This is a genomic window from Faecalibacterium sp. Marseille-P9312, assembly GCF_902497445.1.
In the GTDB taxonomy this organism is placed as follows: Bacteria; Bacillota; Clostridia; order Oscillospirales; family Ruminococcaceae; genus Faecalibacterium; species Faecalibacterium longum.
Genome location: NZ_CABVEW010000005.1, coordinates 1 through 25,965, shown reverse-complemented (window position 1 = coordinate 25,965; position 25,965 = coordinate 1). Strand labels below are relative to the sequence as shown.

At 61.6% G+C, this 25,965-nt stretch carries 17 protein-coding genes; 8 read left to right on the top strand and 9 right to left on the bottom strand.

Features of this window, described 5'->3' with window-relative positions:
• Positions 1 to 13: 13 nt before the first annotated feature.
• Positions 14 to 1,621: a DUF5046 domain-containing protein gene (locus F3G95_RS04890; RefSeq protein ID WP_149794074.1), complete on the bottom strand. Its 1,608-nt coding sequence runs from the start codon at positions 1,619 to 1,621 to the stop codon at positions 14 to 16.
• 114 nt (positions 1,622 to 1,735) lie between these two features.
• On the bottom strand, positions 1,736 to 3,130 hold the full coding sequence (locus F3G95_RS04885) for an MATE family efflux transporter (RefSeq protein WP_149794073.1): 1,395 nt from the start codon (positions 3,128 to 3,130) through the stop codon (positions 1,736 to 1,738).
• A 578-nt stretch (positions 3,131 to 3,708) separates the two neighbouring features.
• Between F3G95_RS04885 and F3G95_RS04880 the strand changes: the two genes are divergently transcribed.
• Positions 3,709 to 4,443 (top strand): RICIN domain-containing protein, encoded by a 735-nt coding sequence (locus tag F3G95_RS04880; protein ID WP_188117511.1) that lies wholly within the window; start codon positions 3,709 to 3,711, stop codon positions 4,441 to 4,443.
• A gap of 103 nt (positions 4,444 to 4,546) precedes the next feature.
• On the opposite strand, the gene F3G95_RS04875 is transcribed toward F3G95_RS04880, so the two are convergent.
• The 5 genes from F3G95_RS04875 to F3G95_RS04855 all read right to left on the bottom strand — a co-directional run bounded on the left by F3G95_RS04875 (position 4,547) and on the right by F3G95_RS04855 (position 11,907).
• Positions 4,547 to 6,166 carry a CTP synthase gene (locus F3G95_RS04875; RefSeq protein WP_149794071.1) on the bottom strand — a complete coding sequence of 540 codons (1,620 nt, stop codon included), beginning with the start codon at positions 6,164 to 6,166 and terminating at the stop codon, positions 4,547 to 4,549.
• Between the two features lie 86 nt (positions 6,167 to 6,252).
• Positions 6,253 to 6,828: an ANTAR domain-containing protein gene (locus tag F3G95_RS04870; RefSeq protein WP_149794070.1), complete on the bottom strand. Its 576-nt coding sequence runs from the start codon at positions 6,826 to 6,828 to the stop codon at positions 6,253 to 6,255.
• A 31-nt stretch (positions 6,829 to 6,859) separates the two neighbouring features.
• Positions 6,860 to 8,179 (bottom strand): glutamine synthetase family protein, encoded by a 1,320-nt coding sequence (locus F3G95_RS04865; RefSeq protein ID WP_149794069.1) that lies wholly within the window; start codon positions 8,177 to 8,179, stop codon positions 6,860 to 6,862.
• A gap of 161 nt (positions 8,180 to 8,340) precedes the next feature.
• The gene (locus F3G95_RS04860; RefSeq protein ID WP_149794068.1) at positions 8,341 to 10,428 is read right to left on the bottom strand and encodes a glutamine synthetase III; all 2,088 of its coding nucleotides are present in this window, start codon (positions 10,426 to 10,428) and stop codon (positions 8,341 to 8,343) included.
• Positions 10,429 to 10,677: 249 nt separating this feature from the next.
• Positions 10,678 to 11,907, bottom strand: coding sequence for a class I SAM-dependent rRNA methyltransferase (locus F3G95_RS04855; protein ID WP_149794067.1), 1,230 nt, complete (start codon positions 11,905 to 11,907; stop codon positions 10,678 to 10,680).
• A gap of 291 nt (positions 11,908 to 12,198) precedes the next feature.
• On the opposite strand from F3G95_RS04855, the gene F3G95_RS04850 reads away from it, so the two are divergent.
• The 4 genes from F3G95_RS04850 (at position 12,199) to F3G95_RS04835 (ending at position 19,842) form a co-directional block, all read left to right on the top strand.
• Positions 12,199 to 12,687 carry a CYTH domain-containing protein gene (locus F3G95_RS04850; protein WP_149794066.1) on the top strand — a complete coding sequence of 163 codons (489 nt, stop codon included), beginning with the start codon at positions 12,199 to 12,201 and terminating at the stop codon, positions 12,685 to 12,687.
• Positions 12,688 to 12,805: 118 nt separating this feature from the next.
• Positions 12,806 to 13,375 carry a rhomboid family intramembrane serine protease gene (locus tag F3G95_RS04845; protein ID WP_149794065.1) on the top strand — a complete coding sequence of 190 codons (570 nt, stop codon included), beginning with the start codon at positions 12,806 to 12,808 and terminating at the stop codon, positions 13,373 to 13,375.
• A 244-nt stretch (positions 13,376 to 13,619) separates the two neighbouring features.
• Positions 13,620 to 16,097: an MMPL family transporter gene (locus F3G95_RS04840; protein ID WP_149794064.1), complete on the top strand. Its 2,478-nt coding sequence runs from the start codon at positions 13,620 to 13,622 to the stop codon at positions 16,095 to 16,097.
• Positions 16,084 to 19,842 carry a hypothetical protein gene (locus tag F3G95_RS04835; protein WP_149794063.1) on the top strand — a complete coding sequence of 1,253 codons (3,759 nt, stop codon included), beginning with the start codon at positions 16,084 to 16,086 and terminating at the stop codon, positions 19,840 to 19,842. The genes F3G95_RS04840 and F3G95_RS04835 overlap by 14 nt, the downstream gene beginning before the upstream one ends.
• A 532-nt stretch (positions 19,843 to 20,374) precedes the next feature.
• Here F3G95_RS04835 and F3G95_RS04830 read toward each other — a convergent pair.
• Positions 20,375 to 21,244, bottom strand: coding sequence for a patatin family protein (locus tag F3G95_RS04830; RefSeq protein WP_149794062.1), 870 nt, complete (start codon positions 21,242 to 21,244; stop codon positions 20,375 to 20,377).
• Positions 21,245 to 21,535: 291 nt separating this feature from the next.
• On the opposite strand from F3G95_RS04830, the gene F3G95_RS04825 reads away from it, so the two are divergent.
• Both F3G95_RS04825 and F3G95_RS04820 read left to right on the top strand, forming a co-directional pair.
• Entirely contained in the window at positions 21,536 to 22,129 is a 594-nt protein-coding gene (locus F3G95_RS04825) for a xanthine phosphoribosyltransferase (RefSeq protein WP_015563641.1), read from the top strand.
• Between the two features lie 244 nt (positions 22,130 to 22,373).
• Entirely contained in the window at positions 22,374 to 22,844 is a 471-nt protein-coding gene (locus tag F3G95_RS04820; protein WP_149794061.1) for a hypothetical protein, read from the top strand.
• Between the two features lie 40 nt (positions 22,845 to 22,884).
• Here the strand turns inward: F3G95_RS04820 and F3G95_RS04815 are convergent, their stop codons facing one another.
• Positions 22,885 to 24,777, bottom strand: a complete 1,893-nt coding sequence (locus tag F3G95_RS04815; protein ID WP_149794060.1) for a penicillin-binding transpeptidase domain-containing protein — start codon at positions 24,775 to 24,777, stop codon at positions 22,885 to 22,887.
• Positions 24,778 to 24,869: 92 nt separating this feature from the next.
• Between F3G95_RS04815 and F3G95_RS04810 the strand changes: the two genes are divergently transcribed.
• Positions 24,870 to 25,965 (top strand): putative peptidoglycan glycosyltransferase FtsW (locus F3G95_RS04810; protein ID WP_149794059.1); only part of this gene is annotated, 1,096 nt, incomplete at its 3' end.

The following is a 25,965-nucleotide window of genomic DNA, read 5'->3' as shown; positions in this document are numbered from 1 at the left end:
AAAAACCTCCGTGTCAGTACAGGTAGCCCCCGCCAGCGTCGTCGCTGGGGGAGGAGAAGATGCTTTCGCGGTAGAGCCACTGGCCGGTGGAGTCCATCAGGCCGTAGTCGAAGCCCTGCCGCGCGATAAAGCAGTCGTCGGGTAGATCGTCGATGCTGTAGCAGCTGCCGAGGCGGCGGAGAAGCAGATTGCCCTCCATGTCCAGCACGTCGGAGAGGTTCGACGAGTCGCTGTTGTCCCGGTGGGCCGTGAGCAGAGGGCCGTTGGCGGTGTTGGTGAGGTAGGAGGCGTAGGTGTACTGCTGGGCCTCACCGGCGGACGACCAGAGCAGCCCATCGCCGCTGTAGGTCTGGATGGCAACGGTGTCGTAGTTCTCGCTGTTGTATTGCAGCAGGGCGTAGCCGTCGGGCAGAGCGGTCAGACTGACATAGTGTCCCTCTTCGACGGGCGTCACCTCTACGTCGGTCAGCAGCGCGCCGGTGGTGCCGTCATAGATTTTAAGGACATTGTTTGCCGTCAGCACAGCGACATTACCGGAGTGGTAGTCCGTGTCGCTCCGCTGGACGGCGGTCTTTTCGCCGCTGGCGAGGTCGATGAGGGTGTAGGGGTTATCCGGGTCATCGCTGCCGAGGAGGGTGACACAGCCGGGCGTGTAGTCCATCACACACCAGTCGAAGCGGCCCAGCTCCACGGCCTCGCCGCTGTTCAAATCGTAGAGGACGGAGCGGCTGTCCTGACGGCTCTGAAGGCAGGCGACGCCCACGCCGCAGGCCGAGACGGCGCTGTCCTCTTCGCCGGTGAGCAGTTCGCCGGTGGTGACATTGTAGAGGGCTTCGCGGGCGATGCCCCAGTCTGAGCCGCGGAACCAGCTCAAATCGAGCCAATCGGCAAAGCCGCCGCGATACGATGCGAGGGAGCTGGCCGTGCAGCCGTCCTCCCGCATCAGCACATTGCCCTCCCGGTCGGTGACGAGGACGTATTGGTGAAGCGGCTGGTCAGGGTCGTCGTAGGCGTAAGTAAGGCCATCGGGCAGGTCGTAGCAGTTGAAGATGAGGCGCTGGCCGCCCTCGTCCACAACGATACAGTCAAGGGCCGTCTCAGGCACGGGCAGCTCAGCTCCGGTGGCGAGGTCGTACACCCGGATGCCGCCGGTGGTGCCGTTCTCGAAAGCCCAGACGTCGGCGTCATCCCGCAGGATGAGCAGCCCGCCCGAGAGAGTGGCGCTCACGGCGTAGGGAAAGGTCATGACGGCATTGCCGTCGGCGTCGTAAAGGGTGGAAGTGCGCTCCTCCGTGCCGGGGGTGGAGTGAGCCACGAGGTAGTGGTTCGTCTCGCCGGTGAGGGTGTCCTTCAGCAGCTGGATGCTGTCGGAGCTGCTGGCTTTGTAGAGCACCCTGCTGCCCCGGAGGATGGTGCCGCCGCCGTTCCCGGTGTAAGAGTAGAGGTAGTGGAGCGAGTCGTCGCGGAGCCATGCGTCGCTGTAATACTGCGGAGCCTGCGAGGACGCCGTCCCCTCGTGTCGGGGCGACGCCGCAGGCAGCAGCGAACAGCTCGTCAGCAGCCCGCCCGCCAGCACGAGGCAGGCGGCGCGGCGGCTGAGTCGAAGCAGAGTGGTCTTCATAGAAACACCTCACAGTCTCCCAGAATTTGACTTTCCCATCTATAGTATATACGAAAGACCCGGACATTTCATTGCAGAAATGTGGACGGGCCTGGTTACAAAATTATGACAAGCTTATTCTTCGTCTCCCTGTTCCTTCAATTCCTTCAGGAAGGGCAGCAGGAAAGGCACCGAGATGCAGAAGGTGAGGCCATCGGCGATGGGCTGGCACAGCTCGATGCCGCTCAGGCCCCAGATGTGGGGCAGGGTGAGGATGAGCGGGATGAAACAGACGCCCTGACGGCAGCAGGCGAGGAAGGTGGCCCGGCCCGACTTGCCGATGGACTGGAACATCATATTCGTCACGATGATGACGGGCTGTAAGAACATGGCGACGCACTGATACCGCAGGGCGGGCAGAGCCACGGCGGTGACCTCGGGGTCATCGCGGAAGAGGCGGATGAGGGGCTCGGCGTTGAACCAGCAGAGGGAGTTGAGCACCGCCATAAAGACGAAAGCCGTCGAGATGGTGAAGATGGCCGCTTTCCGCACCCGGGCAAAGCGGCGGGCGCCGTAGTTGAAGGCCGCTACAGGCTGCAGGCCCTGTCCGACGCCGATAGCCACCGACAGCACGAACTGGAAGATGCGGGACACGATGCTCATGCCGGCCACGGCAGCGTCGCCGTAGCTGCGGGCGGCGACGTTCAGCAGCATGCTGCCGATGCTGTTCAGGCCCTGACGGCCGAAGCTGGGCGCACCGTTGAAGAAGATCTGCCCGAAGTCCCGGGCGCTGCGGGTGACCTGGGTGATGCGGAATCGGCTGACGGTCTTGCCCCGCAGAAACATGGAAAGCAGGATGCAGAAGCTGATGCTCTGGCTCAGGGCGGTGGCCGTGCCTGCGCCGCCGGTCCCCATGCCGAGGCCGAAGATGAAGACGGGGTCCAGCACGATGTTGAGCACACCGCCGGTGACGAGGCCGATCATGGCGAAGCTGGCCTTGCCCTCGTAGCGGAGGATGTTGTTCATCACGAGGCTCGACATCATGAGCGGGGCCGCGATGAGGATGGGCCGCGCGTAGGCGCAGGCGTGGGGCAGGATGGTGTCGGTGCTGCCCAGCAGCATCATGAAGTCGGGCAGGGCAGCGAGACCGAGAACGGCCAGCACTGCGCCGAAGGTCAGCGCCGTGAAGAAGCTGGTGGAGGCGAACTTTGTGGCCGCATGGGTGTCCTGACTGCCGAGGCTGCGGCTGATGATGCCGCCCGCGCCGTGGCCCAGCATGAAGCCGAGGGCCTGAATAATGGCCATCAGGCTCGACACGACGCCCACCGCGCCCGACGCGCTGGTGGACAGCTGGCCCACAAAGAAGGTGTCGGCCAGATTGTAGATGCTGGTGATGAGCATACTCAGGATGGTGGGGGCCGCGAGGCCGAGAATGAGCTTTGGCACGGGGGTCTGGGTCATTTTCTCGAACTGGAGCCTGCTGCGCTCCAGCTCGGCGGCGTCGGATGCGGTGCGGGGGGAAGACGGCATGAAGAGATACCTCACTTTCGGAAATCAAAGAAAATACCGCTCTTTGCGCAAAGAACGGGTAAAATGCAGATATACAATAAGTATAGCGCAGATCGGGGGAAATGTCGAGACAGCAGTGCGGGCAGGCACGGTGGAAGCTTTCTCCTCAGATACGGTGACCGGGTTGCGGCTCCCAGCGTCTGCCGCGCTGTCGCTTGCATCCTGCTGGCCGCGGCCCCAACAGCTCCTCCCTGTTTCCGCCGCTGGCGCTCGGGTTGCCTTTGCTGCTTTTCTTCGGCCCCTTGGGCGGGGCCTTGAAAAGCAGAAGGCTGCCCCAGCCTCGCCTCCCTTCATCTGCCGCTGGCAGCGGTCGGCTCCGCTGCAGTCGTCGCCGTTGCCTCAAAAAGTTAGGGTATTGAGTGCAAAAGCGGGAGAAAATGGAATGCCTTTTGGCAAATTTGCCAAAGAAAGGTCGAATTGCTTGTAGAAAATCACGTCAAGTGGTATAATTTATGGAAAGAAACAAAAGCGCGAAGATAAAAAACAGCGCAGAGAAGAGTTCCGGGGAGATCCTGCCCCGGGATACGGAGGGAAATCTTATGAAATCTGTGGCACAGACTATCATTGAAGCAGACCGCTTCTACACCATCGCCGCCAAGACCGGCAGCGTCATTCAGGCTGTGGAGAGCGTCAAGGACGGCGGCAACATCCGTCTGGGCAAGTACGAGCACAAGCCCGAGCAGGAGTGGGCTTTCGTCCGCGAGGGCGACGGCGTTTACCGTATCCGCAACCGCGCCTCCGGCAAGCTCATCGACCTGATGATGACCGGCACCGCCAACGGCACCTGGCTCCACCTGTGGGAGGACGTGGGCGGAACTTCCCAGATGTGGAAGATGGAGCCCACCCCGGCCGGCACCGTCCGCCTGCGCTCCATGTGGGCTGCCGGCAAGTGCATCGACACCGTGGGCATGGGTACTGCGGACGGCGCTGTGCTCCAGATCTGGCAGGAGACTGCCGGCGAGGACCAGCTGTGGACCATCTCTGAGGTGAAGGACCGCGCAAAGCACGCCCCCAAGGCGGAGGAAAAGCCCGCTGAGGTCAAGGCCGAGGCCGCTGCTCCCGCCGAGGAAAAGCCGGTTGAGGAAAAGGCTGCACCTGCTGTGAAGAAGACCACCAGAAAGCCTGCGGCAAAGAAGACTGCTGCGAAGTCCGCTGGGGCAAAGGCCGAAGCCGCACCCGCCAAGGCCGAGGAAAAGCCCGCCGAGGCCGCTCCTGCCGCAAAGCCTGCCCGCAAGACCGCCACTCGTAAGAAGAGCACGAAGGCCAGCAAGTAAGCAAGGCTACATAGCATCATAGCAAAAAAGCACCCGCTCTCCACAGTGATGTGGAAAGCGGGTGCTTTTGGGTTTAGGGTCAGGTTTGCCTTCGTACAACCTCTCAGTGCCCCATCTTGCCCTTCTTGAACTTCAGCGCCGCTGCGATGAAGCCCTTGAACAGGGGATGTGCGCGGTTGGGACGGCTCTTGAACTCGGGGTGGAACTGTGCGCCGAGGTGGAAGTCACGGCCCGGCAGCTCCACGGTCTCCACAAGGCGGCCGTCGGGGCTGGTGCCGGAGATGACCAGACCGGCGTCCTGCATCTCCTGACGGTAGTCGTTGTTGAACTCGTAGCGGTGGCGGTGGCGCTCCCAGATCTCGCTCTGGCCGTAGCACTCGGCCATCTTGGTGCCGGGCAGGACGGTGCAGGGGTACTTGCCCAGACGCATGGTGCCGCCCTTGGGGATGTTGCCCTGCTGGTCGGCCATCAGGTCGATGACGTTGTGATGACCCTCGGGGGTGAACTCGCTGGAGTTGGCGTCGGCGTAGCCCAGAACGTGGCGGGCGAACTCCATGACCATGATCTGCATACCGAGGCAGATGCCGAAGTAGGGGACATCGTTCTCGCGGGCGTACTGTGCGGCCTGTATCATGCCTTCGATGCCGCGGTCGCCGAAGCCGCCGGGGACGATGATGCCGTCCACGTCCGCAAAGGCTTCCCTGCAGGCGGCCTGGTCGGTCAGGTCCTCGCTCTCCACCCACTTGATCTCCACCTGACTGTCGTTCTCAAAGCCGGCGTGGTAGAGGCTTTCCATGACGGACAGATAGGCGTCATGCAGCTTGACGTACTTGCCCACGAGGGCGATGGTGCAGGTCTTGCTGCGGGTGGCGATCCGGGCCAGCATCTCTTTCCACTCGGTGAGGTCGGCGGGGGGAACATCCAGATGCAGCTGCTTGACCACCACGTCGTCGAGGCCGCCGGTGTGGAGCATCAGCGGACACTGGTAGAGGCTGGGCATGGTCAGGTTCTCGATGACGCACTCCGGCTTGACGTTGCAGAAGGTGCTGATCTTCCGGCGGATGTCGCTGCCCACGCTGCCGTCGGCGCGGAGGATGATGATGTCGGGGCTGACGCCCATGCCCTGCAGCTCCTTGACGGAGTGCTGTGCGGGCTTGGATTTGTACTCATCGGAGCCGGAGATGTAAGGCACCAGCACCACATGGATGAAGCAGCAGTTCTCCTTGCCCTGCTCGAGGCCCACCTGACGGATGGCCTCGAGGAAGGGCTGGCTCTCGATGTCGCCGGTGGTGCCGCCGATCTCGGTAATGACCACATCGGCCTCGGTGGAAGAGGCCAGATTGTAGATATAGCTCTTGATCTCGTTGGTGATGTGGGGGATGATCTGGACGGTCTGGCCGAGGTAAGCGCCCTGGCGCTCCTTGTTCAGCACGTTCCAGTAGACCTTGCCGGTGGTGAGGTTCGAATACTTATTCAGGTTCTCGTCGATGAAGCGCTCGTAATGGCCCAGGTCCAGGTCGGTCTCGGTGCCGTCGTCGGTGACGAAGACCTCGCCGTGCTGCAGGGGGCTCATGGTACCCGGGTCCACGTTCACGTAGGGGTCCAGCTTCTGGCTGGCCACCTTGAGGCCGCGGCACTTCAGCAGTCGGCCCAGAGAGGCGGCGGTGATGCCTTTGCCCAGACCGGAGACGACGCCGCCGGTCACGAAAATAAACTTTGCCATAATGGTTCTCCTCTAATTTACAGATATTCTTTGCCGTGAATAGCACGATAAGCAGATACTTTCCCTCAGTGGGGGCGCAATACGGATTATTGCGCGGGGTCGTAGGAGTCCAGTATCTCCTGCGCGACCTCGGCGCGGTCGCGCCGGGTGTCCATCGCTTTTTTCTCGATGTAGCGGTGCGCCTCGGCCTCGGTCATATGGCCCAGCTCGATGAGGCAGCACTTGGCGCGGCTCACCAGCCGCACCTGCACCAGCTTTTCCTGCATCCGCTGATTCTCCTGCCGCAAAAGCAGGAGGCGGTGGTTGCTGGCGGCGGCCATCTGGATGGCCTGCAAAAAGAAGGTGTTGGAGAAGGGCTTTGTGACCAGCAGAACACCTTCTTCGCTCAGCGGGGTCAGAAGCTGCTCGGCGGCTGCGGCCTTGGCCAGAAATATCACACCGGCATCCGTTTTCTCCACGGCGTCGGCGCACAGCTCGTGGCCGAACTCATCCGGCAGCGGCGAGTTGACCACGATGAGCTCAAAGTCGGATTCCAGCATCCTCCGCCGCGCCTCCGCCGCACTTGGTACGATGAGGGGCCGCGCATAGCCCAGCTCCGTCAGGCGTGCGGAGATATATTCGTTGGAGCTTGCGCCCGCGCTTACGATCAGGGCACGTCCCATTCGGCTCACTCCTTTCCTATGTCATTCTGCATCAGATGGCATTGAAGTAGTGGACGCGCTCATATTCGGCGGGGTCGGAGGCGTTCTTGAGCGCCTCGCAGCGGCGCAGAGCCTCGGCATAGTAGCGGCGGCTCAGCTCGTCGGGCAGGAATTTGTGAAGGAACTCGCTGTTCTGGGCCACCTCGACGGCCTCTTCCAGCGAGGCGGGCAGGGTCTCGAGACCGAGACCGGCGGCTTCGCTCGGGATAAAGAGGTTGCGGTTGACAGGGGCAGACAGCTCCATCCGGTTCTCGATGCCGTCGAGGCCTGCTGCCAGCACGAGGCCGATGGCGAGGTAGGGGTTGCAGGCGGGGTCGGGGCTGCGCAGCTCCATGCGGCAGTTGTCGCCCTTCACCTGCGGGATGCGGACCAGCTGGCTGCGGTTCTGGCGGCTCCAGCTCACGTAGCGGGGAGCCTCGTCGCAGCCGAAGCGGAGGTAGCTGTTGGGCAGGGGATTCGTGAAGGCCGTCAGCTCCCGGCTGTGGCGGAGGATGCCCGCCATGAAGCTGCCGGGGATGCTGTCGGGGGCGATGTCGCCCTCAAAGAGGTTCTTGCCGTCCATGGTCAGCGAGAGGTTGATGTGGAGGCCGCTGCCGGCCTGGTCGGGCAGGGGCTTCGGCAGAAAGCTGGAGTGGAAGCCGTTGCTGGCCGCCACGGCCCGGACGATCTGCTTGAACAGGAAGATGTTGTCGGCGGTGTTGAGGGGGCCGGCGTAGTGGAAATCGATCTCATTCTGGCCGTGGCCGTTCTCGTGGTGGCTGTGCTGGGGGGCGAGGCCCATCTGCTCCATGGTCAGGCAGATGTCCCGGCGGATGTTCTCGCCGGCGTCCAGCGGCGCTACGTCGAAATAGCCGCCTGCGTCGATGGGGATGCGGGTGGGACGGCCCCGGTCGTCGTTCTCGAAGAGATAGAACTCGCACTCGGTGCCGACGTTGCAGCGCAGGCCCAGCTGCTTGAACCGGCGGTTGATGTCCCGCAGGAAGCCGCGGCAGTTGCCGCCGAAGGGGGTGTTGTCCGGCTTTTCCACGTCGCAGAAGAACTGCATCACCCGGCCCTCAGCCGTGCGCCAGGGCAGGATGGTCATGGTGGACAGGTCGGGCCGGAGGACCAGGTCGCTCTCCTCCACGTGCATGAAGCCCGCGATGGCGCTGCCGTCGAAGCAGACGCCATCCTCCAGCGCCTTGGGAAGGTCGCTTGCCAGCACGGCGATGTTCTTCTGGAAGCCGAAGATGTCACAGAACGCGAAGCGGACAAATTTTACGTTGTTGTCCTCGACGAAATCGAGGATGTCCTGCTGTGTCGTATAACTCATAGGTGTGTGCCCTCTGAAAAGTATGTCTTCTTAAAAAACGCCCAAAGGCCTGCCTCTGTACAGAGGCAGGTCTTCAGGCTGGTGTAAGAAATAGGAAAAGGAGAATGGCTCAGATAAGCGCCTCAGCCGGTGGTGCTTTATTCTACGCTGGTATGTGAAGATCAGACGTAGTAGAGCATCTTGCTGTAGCTGGGCAGAGGCCAGTAGTCCTCGCCGCAGATGGTCTCGGCGTCGTCGGCGGCGGCGCGAAGAGCGTCCATCTTGGGCAGAACGTCGTCGTGGAAGGCGACGGCCTTTGCGCTCTCGTCGGAGAGGGCCTTTGCGGCATTGACGGCAGCCTGCAGCTCGTCCACAGCGTCGCTCATGGCGTCGGCGTCAGCGGACAGGCGGGTGAGGGCCTTCGTCTCACTGCGGACGCTCAGGCTCTCGCTGACGGCCAGCTTGGAGGCGGCGGTGTTGGCGACCTCACTCATGTAGGCGTTGACGGCGGGCAGCAGCTGCTTGCGGGCCATCTCCAGCATGGTCAGGGCCTCGATGTTGATGATCTTGGAGTAGTGCTCCATCTCAACTTCGTAGCGGCTCTCCATCTCGACCTTGGTCAGGACGCCGAAGTCCTCCATCAGGGCGATGTTCTTCGGCTCGATGAGGGCGGGCAGAGCGGCGGGGGTGTTCTTCTTGTTGGGCAGACCGCGCTTTGCAGCTTCCTCTTCCCACTCGGCAGTGTAGCCGTTGCCGTTGAAGATGACGCGGCGGTGGTCGCGGATGGTGCGCTTGACGAGGGCGATGGCGGCGCTGGTGAAGTCGTCGGCCTTCTCCAGCTCGTCAGCGTAGCCCTTCAGCTCCTTGGCGACGGCGGTGTTCAGGATGGTGTTGCAGTCGCTCAGGTTCTCGGCGGAGCCGGGCATACGGAACTCAAACTTGTTGCCGGTGAAGGCAAAGGGAGAAGTACGGTTGCGGTCGGTGGTGTCCTTGCTGAACTTGGGCAGGACATCGACGCCCAGGTCCATCTTCATCTTGACGGGGCCGGCGTAGGGAGAATCGGAAGCGATGGCGTCGATGACGGCTTCCAGCTCTTCGCCCACGAAGATGGAGATGATGGCCGGAGGTGCCTCGTTGGCGCCCAGACGGTGGTCGTTGCCGGGGGTGGCGACGGAGGTACGGAGCAGGTCGGCGTACTCATCGACAGCCTTGATGACGGCGGCGAGGAAGACCAGGAACTGCAGGTTCTCCATGGGGGTGTCGCCCGGGTCCAGCAGATTCTCGTGGGTGGTGGACATGGACCAGTTGTTGTGCTTGCCGCTGCCGTTGACGCCCTCGAAAGGCTTCTCGTGCTGCAGGCAGACCAGACCGTACTTGGGGGCCAGCTTCTTCATCATCTCCATCGTCAGCAGGTTGTGGTCGATGGCGACGTTGGTGGTGTCAAAGATGGGGGCCAGCTCATGCTGGCAGGGAGCTACCTCATTGTGCTTGGTCTTGGCGGGGATGCCCAGCTTCCACAGCTCTTCGTCCAGCTCCTTCATGAAAGCGGAGACCTCGGGGCGGATGACGCCGAAGTAGTGCTCTTCCAGCTCCTGACCCTTGGCGGACGGTGCGCCGAAGAGGGTGCGGCCGGTGAGGATGAGGTCCTGACGGGCCTCGTAGTCTTCCTTCTTAATAAGGAAGTACTCCTGCTCGGGGCCGACGGTGGTGGAGACGTAATCCACATCCTTGCCGAAGAGCTTCAGGACGCGGATGGCCTGATTGGACAGCGCGTTCATGGAGCGCAGCAGGGGAGTCTTCTTGTCCAGCGCCTCGCCGGTGTAGCTGACGAATGCAGTGGGGATGCAGAGGACGTCATCTTTCACGAAAGCGAAGCTGGTGGGGTCCCATGCGGTGTAGCCGCGGGCCTCACAGGTGGCGCGCAGGCCGCCGGAGGGGAAGGAAGAGGCGTCGGGCTCGCCGCGCACCAGCTCCTTGCCGTTGAACTCCATGATGGCGGTGCCGTCGCCCACGGGGGAGACGAAGCCGTCATGCTTCTCGCTGGTAATGCCGGTCAGCGGCTGGAACCAGTGGGTGTAGTGGGTGGCACCCAGCTCCATGGCCCAGCGCTTCATGACGCTGGCCACGACGTTTGCCACCTCGATGTCCAGAGGTGCGCCCTTGTGCAGGGTCTTCTCGAGGCTCTTGTAGGTAGCGCTGGGGAGGCGCTCCTTCATGACGTGCTCGTTGAACACCTTGCTGCCGTAGATCTCCATAACATTTGCTGCCATAAATCCTACTCCTTACTTGAATTGAAATACTTCAGCTGGTCGCGGATTTTTACGCGGAAAGAGGCGGGCTCTCCCGCGAAATATCGAGTTAAACGAAACGACGCTGCGAGTCAGGAGGTGACTCACAGCGCCGTTGCTGTCTATGCGATGATTATAGCCGAACGGGGCGAAAAACGCAATAGACAGATTTGACGATTCTGCACAAACTGACTCCCGATTTTTTGGAGTATTGCGCGGGTGGTATGACTATTAGATGACCTGAAACAGGAAAAACTTCAGATAGTTCGTCTCCGGTACGCCCCAGAGGATGGGGTGGTCGGGGGCCTGCTGGCGCACTTCGATTTGGCGCAGCTGGCGGTGAGCGTCCTTTGCGGCGGAGCGCAGCATCTTGATGAACAGCTCCTCGGTGGCAAAATGAGAGCAGCTTGCCGTGGCGAGGTAGCCGCCCCGGGGCAGAAGCTTCATGGCCCGGTAGTTGATCTCCTTGTAGCCCCGCATGGCGTTTTCCACCGTGCGGCGGGCTTTGGTGAAAGCCGGCGGGTCGAGGATGATGAAATCGTAGGGGTGGCCTTCTTTTTCGAGGCGGGGCAGCAGCTCGAAGGGATCCTCGCAGAGGAAGTCCATGTTGGTCAGGCCGTTGCGCTCCGCGTTCCGCTGGGCCATGGCGATGGCGTCGGCGCTGATGTCCGCTGCCGTGACCCGGGCTGCGCCGCCGCTGGCTGCGTTGAGGGCAAAGCTGCCGGTGTGGGTGAAGCAGTCCAGCACGGTGTGGCCGGCGGCGAGGCGGGCGACTGCCCGGCGGTTGTACTTCTGGTCGAGGAAGAAGCCGGTCTTCTGGCCGTTCTCAAAATCGACGTGGTAGTAGACGCCGTTCTCGCAGATCTCGGTCTGGGTGGAGGCGGGGTGGCTCTCACCCGGCAGCTCGAACCAGCCCTTGCTCTGCTCGAGACCCTCTTTGGCACGCAGGGCCTCGTCGTTCCGCTCGTAGATGCCGTCGATGGTCTGGCCGTCGGCCCGCAGCACTTCGGCGAGGAGGGGGAAGAGGACGGGCTTCAGTTTCTCCATGCCGACGCTGAGGGTCTGGGTGACGAGGATGTTGTTGAAGCGGTCCACGGTCAGGCCGGGGAACTGGTCGGCCTCGCCGAAGATGACCCGGCAGGCCGACAGGTCGGCGGGCTCAAGGACGGTCTTGCGGTAGGCCCAGGCGTACTCGACGCGGCGGCGCCAGAAGCTGGCGTCGAAGGTGTCGTTGGCGTTGCGGGAGATGAGGCGGACGCGGATCTTGCTCTTGAGAGAGACGAAGCCGGTGCCGAGGTAAGCGCCCTTCGGGCTCACCACGTCGGCGAGGGTTCCGTTCTCGGGCTCTGTCTCCGGGAACTCGAGGATGTCGTTCTCGTATACCCACGGATGCCCGCCCACGAGGCTGGCCTCGGCTTTTTTGTTTACTTTATAAATAGGATAGCTGCGTTCTGATTTCATACTGTGAACTCCTTCTGTTAAAGGCTCTCCCTTTGGGAGAGCTGGCGCGGAGCGCCTGAGAGGGCAAGCGTGTGACAAAAGAGACGGAATGCGGCGATAGTCAAAAGCCTTTATCAGAGCGATGTTATCGCTGTGTTCAAACATCTCCGTCAGCGTCCTTGCCCTCTCCGTCACCTTCGGTGACACCTCTCCCAAGGGGAGAGGCTTTTGTGACATGCTAACTTACCATTTATAATACCATAAAAATATGTTAGAATAAATACAAAAACCACCGAAAGGAAGGAAAACATCATGGAAATCGAGCGCAAGTGGATGGTGAACGGCTGGCCGGAAGGGCTGCCGCTGAAAGAGGAGTTTGCCATGCGGCAGGGCTACATCAGCGTGCGGCCCACCGTCCGCATCCGGGAAGAGGCCCTGACGGGAGGCAAGACCCGCTACGTCCTCTGCTTCAAGTCGGGCGGCGGGCTGGCGAGGGAAGAGATCGAGCGGGACATCGACCCTGAGCTTTTCAATGACCTCGAGACGAAGATCATCGGCAGGCCCCTTATCCCGAAGCTCCACCGCAGCTACCTGCTGCCGGACGGTGCGGTGCTGGAAGTGAATCATGTGGACGAGGGCCAGCCGACGGAGTTCTGGTACGCCGAGGTGGAGTACCCCACGGTAGAGGCAGCCCGCAGCTGGCAGCCTGCCGCCGTGGGCCTCGCGGACTACCTGAACGACGAAGTCACCGACCAGCCCGGCCAGAGCATGGGGGCCTATTGGGAGCAGACCCGGGGCTGAACCGACGAAAGTTGTGGAAAAACCTTGAAGATTATGATATGATGGTCGTATCACTCATACTGCGGCCCCGGACGGGCCGGGAAAGAAGGAAACAACTACGAAACGACCCAAATTCACGCTGTCTGTGCAGTACAATTCGCCGGTCATCCTGACATTTTTCCTCCTCTCACTGGGGGTGCTGTTCCTGGGCCAGTACACCGGCGGCTGGACGACCACCCATCTGTTCAGCGTTTACCGTTCCTCGCTGAAAGACCCGCTGTTTTACATCCGGCTCTTCGGCCATGTGCTGGGCCACGGCAGCTGGGACCATTTCCTGAACAATATGCTGCTTCTCCTCGTCGTCGGCCCGCCGATGGAAGAAAAGTACGGCAGCCTGCCCCTGCTCAAAGGCATCCTGCTCACGGCCCTCATCTCGGGCATTCTGCAGTGTGCGTTGTTCCCCCGCACGGCGCTGCTGGGCGCGTCGGGCATCGTCTTCATGCTCATCATGCTGGCATCCCTGTCCGGCTTCTCGGGCGGCATCCCCGTCACCATGCTGCTGGTGGCGGCGCTCTATCTGGGCCAGCAGATCTATGACATCATCTTTGTGCGGGACAACGTGGCCAACTTCATGCACATCGTCGGCGGCGTCTGCGGCACAGTGTTCGGCTACGTCAATGCAGGGCCGCGCAGGAAACGGAAACACTAGCCCTCTCAGGCGCGATGACTGAGAGGGCGGCTAAGAACAAGCAAATTTTATCATTCGGGTGGTTTTGCCGCTTGCTTTTTGATGGGCAGCGCTCTATTATATCATTTGTACAAATATTTCTCTTCGAATTTTCACAAAATCACCAAATGTAGTTTATCGGACGGAGGTTGTTTATGAGACGACTGTGCAGCCCATCCCCGGGGATGAAACTGCAAAAAAATCACGACAAAGGAGGACGGACGCTTTGAACGAACACGAAAAACCGCAGATAGACTTCATGCACAAGCTTGCGCGCCAGATCGTGGAACGCCGCAACCTTGTGTTCCTGTTTGTCATTCTGGCTGCCATCTTCACGGTGTTCTCGGTGCGGTGGGTCAAGGTCGAGACCGACATGACCACCTACCTGCCCAAGACCTCGGAGACCCGCATGGGCCTCGACATCATGGACGAGCAGTTCACGACCTACGGCTCTGCCGATGTCATGGTGGCCAACATCACGCCCGCTGAGGCCGACGAGCTTTCCGACCGGCTCACCGAGCTCAAGGGCGTCCAGATGCTGGACTACGACGACACCACCGACCATTATAATAAGGACGCGGTGTCGGCCCTTTACTCCATCACCTTCGACTACCCCGAGGACGATGACCAGTGCCTCGAGGCCCTTGACCGGGTGAAGGAATACCTCGCCGACTACGACATCTACGTCTCCACCTCGCTGGGCAACACCCAGCAGGAGACCATTGATGCCGAGGTGCGGGTCATCATGGTGTATGTTGCCGTCATCATCGTCATCGTCCTGCTCCTGACGTCCCAGACCTACGCCGAGGTGCCTGTCCTCATCCTCACCTTCGTGGTGGGCATGATCCTGAACATGGGTACAAACTTCATGCTCGGCACCATCTCTTTCGTGTCCAACTCGGTCACGAACATCCTGCAGCTGGCGCTGTCGCTGGACTACGCCATCATCTTCTGCAACCACTTCAAGGAAGAACACCAGACCATGCCTCTGAAGGAGGCCGTCATCGAGTCCCTGAGCAAGAGCATCCCCGAGATCAGCTCCAGCTCCCTGACCACCGTCGGCGGCCTTGTGGCGATGCTGTTCATGCAGTTCCGCATCGGCTCCGATATGGCCGTCTGCCTCATCAAGTCCATCCTCTTTGCGATGCTCTCGGTGTTCGTGGTCATGCCCGGCCTGCTGATGCTCTTCGGACCCTACATGGATAAGACCAGGCACAGGAACTTCGTGCCGGAGATCCCCTTCGTGGGCCGCTTTGCATGGCGCACCCGCAAGGTCATCCCTGTCATCTTCCTGGTGGTCATCCTCATCGGTTACCACTTCTCGAACCTTTGTCCCTACGCCTACGGCTACGACGTCATTAAGGTGCCGAAGATGAACGAATCCCTCATCGCAGACCAGATGATCGAAGAGAACTTCACCAAGTCGAACCTCGTGGCCCTCGTCTACCCCAAGAACGACGATTACAGCATCGAGAAAAAGATGCTGGAGGAGCTGGAACGCTATGATGAAATAGACTCCACCAAGGGTCTGTCCAACATCGAGGCCCAGGACGGCTATATGCTGGAAGACAAGCTCACCGCCCGCCAGTTCTCCGAGATGGCCGACCTGGACTACGAGGCCGCCCAGATGATCTACACCGCCTACGCCATCGAGAACGAGGAGTACGGCCAGATCATCGGCAACTTCGCCTCCTATAAAGTGCCGCTGGTGGATATGTTCCTCTACGTCTGCGACGAGGCCGACACCGGCATCGTCTCCCTCTCTCAGGAAGACCTGGACGACCTCCACGACGCCCGCGAACAGATGGAGAGCGCACTGGCCCAGCTGCAGGGCGACGACTACAACCGCGTCCTCATCTACCTGAGCCCCTCTCTGGAACCCGGCCAGACTACTTATGAGTTCACCGACACCATCCGCTCCATCGCCCGGAAGTATTACCCGGACGGCGAGCTCTACATGGCCGGTGACGCCACCAACGAGTACGATTTCCAGAAGTCCTTCGCCATCGATAATGTCGTCGTCAACGTCGTGTCCATCTTTATCGTCCTGCTGGTGCTGCTGTTCACCTTCCAGTCCGTCGGTATGCCCATCCTGCTCATCGTGGTCATCCAGGGCGCTATCTGGATCAACTTCTCGTTCCCATATTTCATGGGGACCAACCTCTACTTCATGGGCTACCTCATCGTCAGCTCCATCCAGATGGGCGCGAACATCGACTACGCGATCGTCATCGCTACCCGTTTCAACGAGCTGAAGGATAAGATGGAGCACAAGCAGGCCATGATAGAGACCATCAACTTCGCGTTCCCGACCATCCTGACTTCCGGCACCATCATGACCGTGTCCGGCCTCCTCATCGGCCAGATGACTTCCGACGCCTGCATCGTGGGCATCGGCCAGTGCCTGGGCCGCGGCACCATCATCTCCATCCTCCTCGTCCTCTTCGTTCTGCCCCAGATCCTGCTCATCGGCACCCGCATCGTGGACCGTACCTCCTTTGCCGTGCCGAAGCTGGTGGCCCGCAGCAGCGGCAATGGCCGTATGCGGGTCAACGGCATCGTGCAGGGCGAGATCCACGGCTCTGTGGCCGGTACGATGAACGCCATCGTGGACGGCAACGTCCAGCTGACCGTCATCTCGGGCAACGTCTCTCAGGAACTGGACGACAACGAAAAACAGGAGGTGCAGAATGAAGACCAGTAACCATCTGCTGCGCCGCCTGACGGCTGCGCTTCTGGCCGCTGTGCTGGCGCTGAGCATCGCACTGCCGGTGTTCGCGTCCGACGACGGCGATACCATTTACATCAACAGCGTCTCGGACCTGCTCTCGCTGGCCAGAAACTGTGCCTATGACCAGTGGTCGGTGGGAAAGACGGTTATTTTACAGAAAGACCTCTCCCTCGAGGGGATGCTGTGGGAGCCCATCCCGTCCTTCAGCGGACAGTTCAAGGGCAATGGCCACACCATCTCGGACCTGACCATTACGGGCCAGTATTCCCCGGCGGGCCTCTTCGGCATCGTGGAGGAACAGGGCTCCATCGAGTCCCTGAGCGTCCGCGGCGTCGTGTCTGTCTCTGACTCTGCCGACACCACCACCGGCGGCATCGTAGGCATCAACCACGGCACCCTCATCAGCTGCCAGTTCACCGGCGTCGTCACCGGCGACAGCGAGGTGGGCGGCATCGTGGGCCGCAACGAGTCCGAAGGCACCATCGACCACAGCACTGCCCGCGCCATCGTCACCGGCAAATCTTCCACCGGCGGCATCGCAGGCTACAACCTTGGCGCCATCACCGGCTGCACCAATGTGGGCAGCATCAACACCGAATATCCGGAAGCCTCTCTCGACACCGACGGCTTCACCGCCAAGATGGTGGACTACATCAACAACAAGATGGCCGCCGCTGCTGACGACGCCACCAATTCCGTCACCAACGTCGCCACCGACACCGGCGGCATCGCAGGCCGCTCCTCCGGCATGATCCTGACCAGCGTCAACACCGGCACCATCGGCTACGAGCATGTTGGCTACAATGTGGGCGGCATCGTGGGCCGCACCGACGGCCTCGTATCCGGCTGTGTCAATCAGGGCCATATTCTGGGCCGCAAGGACGTGGGCGGCATCGCCGGTCAGGCGGAGCCTTACCGGGAGCTGGACCTCTCCAAGGACACCATCAAGCGTCTCCGTTCGGAGCTGGAGGTCCTGCGTGGCCTTGTCGATGACACCACCGGCGTCGTCGAGAACTCCACCACCAGCATCTCCAACTCCTTCAGCGCCATGACCGGCCAGATGGACACCGCCATTGCAGCGGCCCGTCAGCTGGACGACCAGGCCAGCGACTACGGCGACGAGGTGGCCGACGAGATCGACCGCGCCTCCACTCTGCTGGCCGATACCCTCACCAAACTCGAACCTGTTATGGACACCGGCGAAGATGCCATGACCAAGCTGACCGACGCCACCGGAAACCTCAAGTGGGCCATGCGCGAGATGGCCGCTGAGATGCTGATGGCATCCAGAGCCCTTGGCAAGACCAGCTCCGGTCTGGACAAGGTGAGCGACGCGGCCGAGGATGGCCGTGACGGTATGTCGGCTATCTCTGAGGGTATCAAACAGCTGTTGGAGTCTGTCGATACCGGCGATGACAGCGCTGCCTCGCAGGCCATCTCCGGCATCCTCTCCGCATACGACTCCCTGTCCTCGGACAAGAAGTCCGACAAGAACCTCAAGACCGGCATTGAGCTGCTGAAGGTGGCCAACTCCGTGGCCGGCGTCTTCACGCTGGGCAGCGGCATGGCCCCGGCAATGAAGGCCGTCACCGCAGGCATGGGCCTGCTGCGCACGGCGTCCCTCCTGTCCAACGACAGTGACATTGCCCGTGCTACTTCCCAAATCGCAAGTGCCATCGGCACCATCTCTACCATTGCCACCCAGATGGGCGGCATCGTGGGCAGCGCTGCCAAGTCCGTCTCGGCCTCCGACCACCCCGAGCTGGCTGCGGCTCTGACCAAAGCCTCTGACGCGCTGGACGGCATGGGCAGCATCACCGACGACATCATGGACAACATCAAGGACTGGGTCGGCAATAACGGCGGCGGCAGCATCAAGGATGGTCTCGATCAGCTGAGAGATGCTTCCGACAAGCTGAGCGACGCCATGGATGACCTGAGCGACTCCCTCGACCTGCTCAAGACCGACGCCGCCCTCACCAGTGCAACGCTGGCGCATACCTCCGTGGCCATGGGCCAGATGCAGGACGGCCTCGGCGGCCTGACCGATATGATGGGCCAGACCCGCGACATCCTCCACTGGCTCAACCAGCAGGACCCCATCAAGGTGCCTCGTCCCTCGGCAGAGCTGACCAACACCAAGGACTCCCTCTTTGATGCTGTCAGCGCCCTGACCGACAAGATGGACGACATCAACAGCACCATGCGCACCGCCAGCAACCAGCTGACCGACAAGATGCGCGCCGTGACCGCACAGGTCAGCGTCGTGTCCAACCTGATGCTGGATGCTGTGGAAGAGATCAGCGACCCGGGCAGCAAGACCATCTACGAGGATGAGTCGGAAGATCTCATCGCCTCCCAGTCCGACGGCAAGATCGAGAACAGCATCAACCGCGGCACCATCGACGCCGACATGAACGTGGGCGGCATCGCCGGTACCATGGGCGTCGAGAACCTGCTGGACCCCGAGGAGGACAACAAGGACGAGGGTACCTCGCTGCTGCGCACCTCCTATACCGTCAGCGCCGTCCTCATCGGCAACATCAACGAGGGCAGCATCACCGCCAAGAAGGACATGGTCGGCGGCATCGTCGGTCAGGAGGAACTGGGCCTTGTGACGGCCTGCGAGTCCTACGGCGACGTCACCGGCGTCAATCAGGTGGGCGGCATTGCCGGTGCGGCCAGCGCCAAGCTCCGCGGCAACTGGGCAAAATGCGCCCTCAGCGGTGAAAAGTACATCGGAGGCATCGTCGGTCAGGGTACCGACAGCGACCTCACCGACGGCAGCCTCATCGCCATCAACAACCGCGCCATCGTCTCTGTGCTGGAAGGCCAGCAGTATGTAGGCGCTGTCTCCGGCGGACAGGACGGCGACTTCTATGGCAACCTCTTCGTCTCCGACGATCTGCAGGGCATCGACCGCCTGAGCCGCGTCGGTCAGGCAGAGCCGGTCACTTATGAGACCCTGCTGGCTCAGGAGAATGTGCCGGACTCCTTCCGCAAGCTGACCCTGACCTTCAAGGCCGACGGCCACGTCATCAAGAAGATCAGCTTTGACTACGGTGCGTCTTTCACTCTGGACGACTACCCCGAGATCCCCCAGAAGAATGGATACTACGCCGAGTGGAGCACACCTGTCCTCGACCAGCTCCACACCGACACCGTGGTCAATGTGGAGTACACGCCCTACATCCCGTCTCTGAGCAGCAGCGTCACCCGTGAGAACGGACGCCCCGTCTTCTTCGTGGACGGCTTCTTCGGCGGTTCCAACGCTGTGCAGGTCACCCAGCAGGACATCACAGCCGATGTCCACGGTGTGACAGAGCAGTGGCTGCTGGAGTTCACCGATGACGGCAATGAGACCCACCAGATCCGTTATCTGACCCCCGGCAAGGCCAAGGGCAAAGTCTACGTCAAGCAGGCCGACGGCAGCTGGCATAAGGTGGAGACGGGCAGTTTCGGCAGCTACACCACCTTCACCACCACCGGCACCGAGGTCGAAGTGGCTTTCGTCCCCGCAAAGCTCCCCGTCTGGGCCTTCTGCGCCGGCGGCGCAGCCCTGCTGGTGCTGCTCCTGCTGCTGGCAAAGCGCATCAAGTCGAAGCGCGGTCCCAAGGGCGAAAACCCCCGCAGGGAGAAGAAGGAAAAACAGCCCGAGACGGCAAACCCCCCCGCCGATGAGCTGGATACCCCCATCTCTGAGACGGATATGCAGTGACCCTCTCAGTCACGCCGCAGGCGTGCCAGCTCCCCCAGAGGGGGAGCCCTTGGCAGGCCGGGTCACTTCTACTGGACACCGGAAGCCGAATATAACGTAAAAAATAGTGCCCTGCTACAGAGATTAGCAGCAGCTTGACAAGGAACATTGTTCTGAAGCTGCTGCCCTCTGTAGCAGGGCACTGCTGTTTTCAATATAAAGAAACTTTGCTCGTCCAGCATGGGCCTGGCCGACACGCCAGAGGCTCCCCCTCTGGGGGAGCTGGCGCGAAGCGCCTGAGAGGGCAAGGATGCCACAGAGAAACAAAAAAACAGCGATGGCATCGCTCTGACAAAAGCCAATGCCCATCGCTGTGTAGAGAACTCTTGATAAGCGGGCTTGCCCTCTCCGCCACCTTCGGTGGCACTGCCCGGGTTGCGGCTCCCAGCGTCTGCTTCGCTGCCGCTCGTATCCTGCTGGCCGCGGCCCCAACAGCTTCTCCCTGTTTCCACCGCTGGCGGCGGTCGTCGCCGTTGCTCCCAAAGGGAGAGGCTTAAGCTTCGGGGGAAAGCTTCACATCGTTCAGGAACGCCTCTATCTTATCGATCTGGTTCTCCGCCACGGCGCGGCCCGTCTCGTAGACCCGGCGCAGCTGGGCCGGGTCGCGCTCCATAGCGCCGATCTCCAGAGGGATGGGCGGGCGGATGACATAGTCCTTGCCGGAGGCCTCCTGCATGGCGATGTAGGAGAGGGCCTCGTTGTATCGCTCGTGACGGTCGGCCACCGCTGCCACGAAGGCCGGATAGCGCAGATACCGCGCACGGATGGCGGGTAGCATGGGGTTCTTCTTTTTCACAAAGCCTTTGGGCTGGGTCAGGATGATGAGGTTCCGCTTGTAACCCAGGCTCTCGAAGAAGCGGACGGGGATGGAGTCGGCCACGCCGCCGTCCAGCAGGGAGTAGTGGCCGATCCGGACGGCCTTCGCCGCCAGCGGCATGGACGCCGAGGCCTCCATCCAGCGCACGTCTTCGGCGTCGCCGCTGCGGCACTTGTGGTAGATGGGGTCGCCGGTGCGCAGGTCGGTGCAGACGACAAAGAAGTCCATGGGCGAAGCGCGGAAGGCCTCTTCATCGAAGGGGTCCAGCTTTTCCGGCACCTCGTGGTAGCAGAAATCCTCGCTGTAGAGGTTGCCGGTGCGCAGCAGATTGCGGAAGCTGGCGTAGCGCTTGTCGTTGCAATATTCGGTGTTGTAGCGGATGACGCGGCCGATCTGGTGCGACTTGAAGTTGCAGCCGAACACCGCGCCCGCCGACACGCCGATGGTGCCGTCGGTGGTGAGGCCGTGCTCCATCAGGACATCCAGAACGCCTGCGGTGAACATCCCCCGCATGGCACCGCCCTCTAATACTAACCCTGTCTTCATATACTGACTCCTTTTCCCGGTGCGGCCCTCGTCGGCCGCAGCAAGCCGTTTCCGGTTGCTACCAGTATACTCGATTTTGCGCAGAAAACAAGAGACAACTGCACAAATCGCCCGCCCTGAGACACAGACTGTACCGCAAAAGTCATACTTATAATCGAAAGGGCTGAAAAAACCGGAGAGAACGAGTCAAATTTGGGCAGAAAAAGCCTTGCCAACCGGGAGAGTATCCGGTATACTGATATGAAATATCGACCGTTTTGTGACAGGGAAATTGGGAGGAAGAGACGAACTATGAAAATGCTGGAAGACCGCATCCGCAAAGACGGCATCGTGCGTGAGGGCAACGTGCTCAAGGTGGACAGCTTCATCAACCATCAGATGGACATCCCGCTGTTCCGCGAGATGGCAAAGGAGTGGAAGCGCCTGTTCGATGGCAAGCCCATCAACAAGGTGCTCACCATCGAGGCCAGCGGCATCGGCATCGCGGCTGTGGTGGCCAGCGAGTTCAACGTGCCGGTGGTGTTCGCCAAAAAGTCCATGAGCATCAACCTGGACTACGACAACTACGAGACGAAGATCCAGTCCTTCACCCACAAGAAAATTTATAATGTCATCGTCTCCAAGAAGTTCCTCACCCCCGAGGACCACGTCCTCATCATCGACGACTTCCTGGCCAACGGCTGCGCCCTGCTGGGTCTGCTGGAGCTGACCGAGAAGGCCGGTGCCACCGTCGAGGGCATCGGCATCGCCGTCGAGAAGGGCTTCCAGCAGGGCGGCGACCTCATCCGCAGCAAGGGCATCCAGCTGGAGAGCCTCGCCATCGTCGAGTCCATGGACAGCGCCACCGGTGAGATCGTGTTCCGCGACCAGCCGCAGCAGAGCTGAAAAAGTGTTGCCCTTTCGCATAAAATATGATATACTGTAAGTGAGAAAAGGCTTCGCAGCCTTGTTCTCCTTCGCTGAAGAAGACGAGTGACGGTTCTGACTCGTCGGTAAAATAAAAACTGACCGAGTGATGATGATGTGTGACGGTTCTGACACATCGGTAAAATAAAAATTGACCGGGCGAAGCGTTCAGGCGGGGTCAGCTGAAAGGCTGGCCCCGCTTTTTGGTTGAAAGAGGCAGGACATGGAATTTGAAGTTGCAATCTATCAACTCTCGACAGAGTTCATCCGGGACTACCCGTCCCATCGGTATCCGGAACTGATGTATAAGAAGGGACGGCCCTATAGCTGCCTGCTCATCGACCTGCATCTGGACTATTTCATCTGCGTTCCATATCGATCTTCCATCCATCACAAAAACGCTTTCCTGTTCAGCGGGACAGAGCGCTCCCGCCGCACGAAGTCGGGTTTGGACTATTCGAAGATGGTGCTGGTCGAGAAGACGGAATACCTCGATAGCGCGAATGTCGTGGTGGACCAGGACGAATACAACGAGACTATCCGCAACATCAAAAAGATAGCCGGTGAGGTGCTGGATTATCTGGAAGACTACATCCACCATGCAGACGGGAGCCGGACGCTCCACCCAAGAGAGTATGCGCGGAAATATCAGTATTCCACCCTGCCGTATTTCCACGATGTGATGAAGATTTGAGAAAAGACCGCCGTCCAGCGGTCTTTTCTTTTGCCCATTTTTACGCCCCGTCGAAGCTGTCGCCGTCCTCGGGAAGGTCGGCGGAAGTCTCAGCATCGGAAGCAGGCGTATCCGGGACAGCGGCGCGGGGGACACCTTTATAGACCAGCGTCTGCTCGAGGACCTCGGCGCAGACCGGGGCCGAGAGGCTGCCGCCCGCTGTCGTCCAGCTGTGGGGCTCGTCGAGGCAGACGAGACACAAAAACTGGGGGTCGTCGATGGGAGCCACGGCCACAAAGCTGGCGATGCGGGCCTTCTCGTCGGCGCTGTCCAGCTTCTGGCTGGTGCCGCTCTTGCCGCCTACCCGGTAGCCCGCGATCCGGGCGTTCCGTCCGCCGCCGTAGAGGACGACGGCCTCCATCATCTCCCGCATGGTGCGGGAGGTCTCCTCTTTCAGCACCTGCCGCTTGCAGACGGGGGAGAGGTGGTCGATGACTTCGCCCTCCGGGCCGAGGATGTCCGAGACGACGTAGGGCTGCATCAGCCGCCCGCCGTTGACCACGGCGCAGACCGCCGACGCCATCTCGAGGTAAGAGATCTTGCTGCTCTGCCCGAAGGCGCAGGACGCCAGCTCCACCGGCCCCATCCGGTCGGCGGTGTAGTAGAGGCTCTTTTTCGGCTCGGCGGGCAGGTCGATGCCGGTGGGCGCGCGGAGGCCGAAGGCCGCAAAGTAGTCGCAGAACGCCTCTTTGCCCAGCCTTGCGCCGATTTGGATGAAGCTCTGGTTGCAGGAGTTCTCGAGGGCCTGCGTGACGGTCTGCGCCCCGTGGCGCTTGTGGTTGGCGCAGTGGAAGCGGGTGCCGGCCACCGAGATGCTCTCGCCGCAGTAGAAGCTGGAATTTTTGCTCACAGCTCCGGTGTCCAGCGCCGCCGCGCAGGTGATGAGCTTGAAGACGCTGCCCGGCTCGTAGAGGTCGCTGACGGCCTTGTTCCGCCACTGGGTCTGCTGGGCCAGCTGCAATGCCGCCGTCCGCTCGTCGCCGGAAAGCCCCTCTACGGCCTCCCGGGCGGCCTTGTCGGCCAGCACGCGGGGCTGGTTGGGGTCGTAGGCGGGGGTGGTGGACATGGCCAGCACGGCCCCGGTGTTCACGTCCATGACGATGCCCACGGCACGAGCTGCGACGTGGTGCTCCTTTACCGCGTAGCCCAGTGCGTTCTCGAGGTAGTGCTGGATGTTGGCGTCGATGGTGAGCCGCAGGCCGTCCCCCTCGGTGGGGAAGCGCTCGGTCTCATAGCTCTGCTCGAGGGTGTAGCCCCAGGCGTTCACCGCCGTGAGGACGACGCCGTTTTCGCCGGTGAGCAGGTCGTCATACTTCAGTTCGAGGCCCGAGACGCCCGCGTTGTCCACATTGGTGAACCCCAGCACCGAGGCCAGAAACTCCCCCTGCGGGTACCAGCGCTTCGAGTCCTGATCGATGCGGATGCCGGTGATGCCGTTTGCCTCGCAGAAGTCCCGCACGGCGTCGGCCATGACCCGGTCTACCCGGTAGCGCAGGAGGCAGTCGTTGGAGTGACGGTCGCTGAATTTCTCGAGAAGCTTCCCTTCGTCCAGCTCCAAAATCTCGGCCAGCCCCCTGGCCGCGAGGGCGAGTTTATCCTCCGGCATCTCCCGGGGCGAGGCCCGGAGAGTCCAGCAGCTGCTGTTGGCCGCCAGAAGGACGCCGTCGGCGCTATAAATGCGGCCCCGATCGGCGGGGACGACGGTGTCCCGCAGCGGCTGGCCCAGGGCGCGGTCGGTGTACCAGCCGCCGCCCAGCACCTGCAAAAATAAAAGCCGCACCGCCAGCCCGCAGCAGACCAGACAGAACACCCCCGCCACCAGCCCTGCCCGGGCGCGGAACGCCCGTTCCGGCAGGGTGCGCAGGGCGTCGGCGGGTTTTGGCGATTCGGACATGAGACAGCACCTCCCTTCCTGCAATCATATGCGCGAAGCCCCGTGACTAGCCGTCCGCCCCGGTGCGTACACTAAAGGGAAGGGGGGAGAGGATGAAGAAGAGGATCCTGCGTCCGCTGCCCGGCATGGACCTGCCGTTTCTGATCCTGGTGCTCACGCTGGTGGGCTTCGGGCTGGTGATGCTGGCCAGCGCGTCCAGCGCCGTGGCGCTCTACCGGCGGGGCGACGCCTGGGCCTATCTGCGGCCTCAGCTGCTCTACGCGGCGCTGGGGCTCTGCGGGATGTGGCTGGCCAGCCGGGTAGATTACCATATCTTCCATAGGCTGGCGTGGCCGCTGCTGGGGCTGTCGCTGATATTGCTGGCGGCGGTGCTCTTCATGCCTGAGTACAACGGCTGCAGGCGGTGGCTGGTCATCCCGGGGTTCGGCACCCTGCAGCCCAGCGAGATCGCAAAGTTTGCGGTGGTGCTGGTGTTTTCCCATATTATCGCACTGAATCACGACCGGATGAAGGACTTCAGCGTGGGCGTGCTGCCCTTTGCGCTGGTGCTGGGGGTGGTGGCGGCCCTGATGCTGCTGGAGCCGCACCTGTCCGGCACTGTCCTCATCCTCGGCATCGGCGCGGTGCTGATGTTCGTGGGCGGTACGGGGCTGCGGTGGTTTTTGCTGGCGGGCGCGGGAGGCGCCGGGGCCATTGGTGCGGCGGTGGCCGTCATGCCCGACCTCGTCCCCTACGCCGCCGACCGGCTCCGCTCCTGGCTCGACCCCTTCGCCGACCCGCTGGGCGACGGCCACCAGACTATCCAAAGCCTCTATGCCATCGGCTCCGGCGGGGCCACCGGCCTCGGTCTGGGGGAAAGCCGCCAGAAGCATCTTTTCGTCCCCGAGCCTCAGAACGACTTCATCTTCTCCATCGTCTGCGAGGAACTGGGCTTCGTGGGGGCCTGCGCAGTGGTGGGGCTGTTCGTGCTGCTGCTCTGCCGGGGCATCACCATCGCAGCCCACGCGCCCGACCGGTTCGGAGCGCTGCTGGTGGTGGGATTCGTGGTGCAGGTGGCCCTGCAGGCGGTGCTGAACGTGGCTGTCGTCACCAACACCATCCCCAACACCGGCATCTCGCTGCCCTTTTTCTCCTCCGGCGGCACCAGCCTCATGATGCTGCTGGGAGAGATGGGGGTGGTGCTGGGGG

Bases quoted from the DNA above. Each gene is read 5' to 3' on its own strand.
- F3G95_RS04890 (WP_149794074.1), bottom strand. From the start codon at position 1,621: ATGAAGACCACTCTGCTTCGACTCAGCCGCCGCGCCGCCTGCCTCGTG.
- F3G95_RS04855 (WP_149794067.1), bottom strand. From the start codon at position 11,907: ATGAAATCAGAACGCAGCTATCCTATTTATAAAGTAAACAAAAAAGCC.
- F3G95_RS04830 (WP_149794062.1), bottom strand. From the start codon at position 21,244: ATGAAGACAGGGTTAGTATTAGAGGGCGGTGCCATGCGGGGGATGTTC.
- F3G95_RS04870 (WP_149794070.1), bottom strand. From the start codon at position 6,828: ATGGGACGTGCCCTGATCGTAAGCGCGGGCGCAAGCTCCAACGAATAT.
- F3G95_RS04860 (WP_149794068.1), bottom strand. From the start codon at position 10,428: ATGGCAGCAAATGTTATGGAGATCTACGGCAGCAAGGTGTTCAACGAG.
- F3G95_RS04885 (WP_149794073.1), bottom strand. From the start codon at position 3,130: ATGCCGTCTTCCCCCCGCACCGCATCCGACGCCGCCGAGCTGGAGCGC.
- F3G95_RS04880 (WP_188117511.1), top strand. From the start codon at position 3,709: ATGAAATCTGTGGCACAGACTATCATTGAAGCAGACCGCTTCTACACC.
- F3G95_RS04820 (WP_149794061.1), top strand. From the start codon at position 22,374: ATGGAATTTGAAGTTGCAATCTATCAACTCTCGACAGAGTTCATCCGG.
- F3G95_RS04865 (WP_149794069.1), bottom strand. From the start codon at position 8,179: ATGAGTTATACGACACAGCAGGACATCCTCGATTTCGTCGAGGACAAC.
- F3G95_RS04815 (WP_149794060.1), bottom strand. From the start codon at position 24,777: ATGTCCGAATCGCCAAAACCCGCCGACGCCCTGCGCACCCTGCCGGAA.
- F3G95_RS04850 (WP_149794066.1), top strand. From the start codon at position 12,199: ATGGAAATCGAGCGCAAGTGGATGGTGAACGGCTGGCCGGAAGGGCTG.
- F3G95_RS04875 (WP_149794071.1), bottom strand. From the start codon at position 6,166: ATGGCAAAGTTTATTTTCGTGACCGGCGGCGTCGTCTCCGGTCTGGGC.
- F3G95_RS04835 (WP_149794063.1), top strand. From the start codon at position 16,084: ATGAAGACCAGTAACCATCTGCTGCGCCGCCTGACGGCTGCGCTTCTG.
- F3G95_RS04825 (WP_015563641.1), top strand. From the start codon at position 21,536: ATGAAAATGCTGGAAGACCGCATCCGCAAAGACGGCATCGTGCGTGAG.